At 60.1% G+C, this 1,165-nt stretch carries 1 protein-coding gene; it reads left to right on the top strand.

The window, feature by feature from the left end; translation table 11 throughout:
- Window positions 1-89: 89 nt before the first annotated feature.
- The coding region (locus AD948_RS00170) for a nicotinate phosphoribosyltransferase (protein ID WP_082782223.1) at window positions 90-1,165 on the top strand (1,076 nt) is incomplete at its 3' end.

The following is a 1,165-nucleotide window of genomic DNA, read 5'->3' as shown; positions in this document are numbered from 1 at the left end:
ACGATCACAGAACCGGGGGGTGCCTTTACCGCACCGCCCGGAACCCCCATCATCCAGACAGCCTGAACCGGAATGGAGATGAGACAAGGATGGTGCAGCCTTCTAACGGCGTTGAAACGCCCGGCCTGAAAACGGCCTGTTCGTCCGCACCGCTTCCCGACCCGGTCATTACGGCCAGAACGGATTCCTACTTCAACCGCACCAAGCGGATTGTCTCTCACTTTGGAGACTGTGAGGTTACATACGCCTTCTTCATTCGTCGTCCCGTCATCTCCGCGCCGGGGCTGATGCTGGAATGGCTGAAGAACGTGATGGCGGAGCGGAACAGCCCTTACACAATTGATCTGATCCACCCTGAAGGGGCATGGGTCGGTGCGGGTGAGCCCCTGGTGTACATCACCGGCTCCTTCACCCATCTGGCTGATCTGGAAACGCTTCTGCTGCAAAAGCTGGGCAGCCCCTGTGTGGCCGCCCACCGCGCCTATCAAATTGCCGTCTCCCTGCCCCACACCAAGTTTCTGGCCATGGATGCCCGCCACTGCGCGGGATATGAAATGCAGGAACTGATGGCCTATGCGGCTTCCGTAGGGGGGCGTGCCGCCAAACGCGATGGCGCCATCGGCTTTATCGGCACGGCAAATGATGCCGTAGCGCCGTTTTTCAACAGCACGCATGGCTATGGTACCATGCCCCATGCCCTTATTGGCTATGCGGGTTCTACCGTGCGCGCTGCGGAAATGTTCCACGAGCTATATCCGGAAACGGATCTGGTGGTGCTGGTAGATTACTTTGGCAAGGAAGTGACGGATGCGCTGGCCGTATGCCGCCGCTTTCCTGACCTTGCCGCACAGGGCCGCCTTGGCGTGCGCCTTGACACCCATGGCGGGCGGTTTCTGGAAGGGCTGAACCCGCAGGAATCCTACGCGGTAGTTGATCGCCACGCACCGGAAGCCCTGCGCCGGTATCGTTCTGATTCAGAACTGCGTTACCTGATTGGCACCGGCGTTTCCGCCGCTGCTGTCTGGCGCATGCGTGACGCGCTGGATGAGGCTGGCTTCCCGCATGTGAAGATCATTGCTTCCTCCGGCTTTGGCGTTACCAAATGCGCCTGCATGGCCGATGCCCACGCCCCCATTGATGTGGTCGGCACCGGCTCCTTTATTCC

Origin of the sequence: Acetobacter senegalensis (genome assembly GCF_001580995.1) — a bacterium.
GTDB classification, from domain to species: domain Bacteria; phylum Pseudomonadota; class Alphaproteobacteria; order Acetobacterales; family Acetobacteraceae; genus Acetobacter; species Acetobacter senegalensis.
This window is presented reverse-complemented; position numbering and strand designations above follow the sequence as displayed.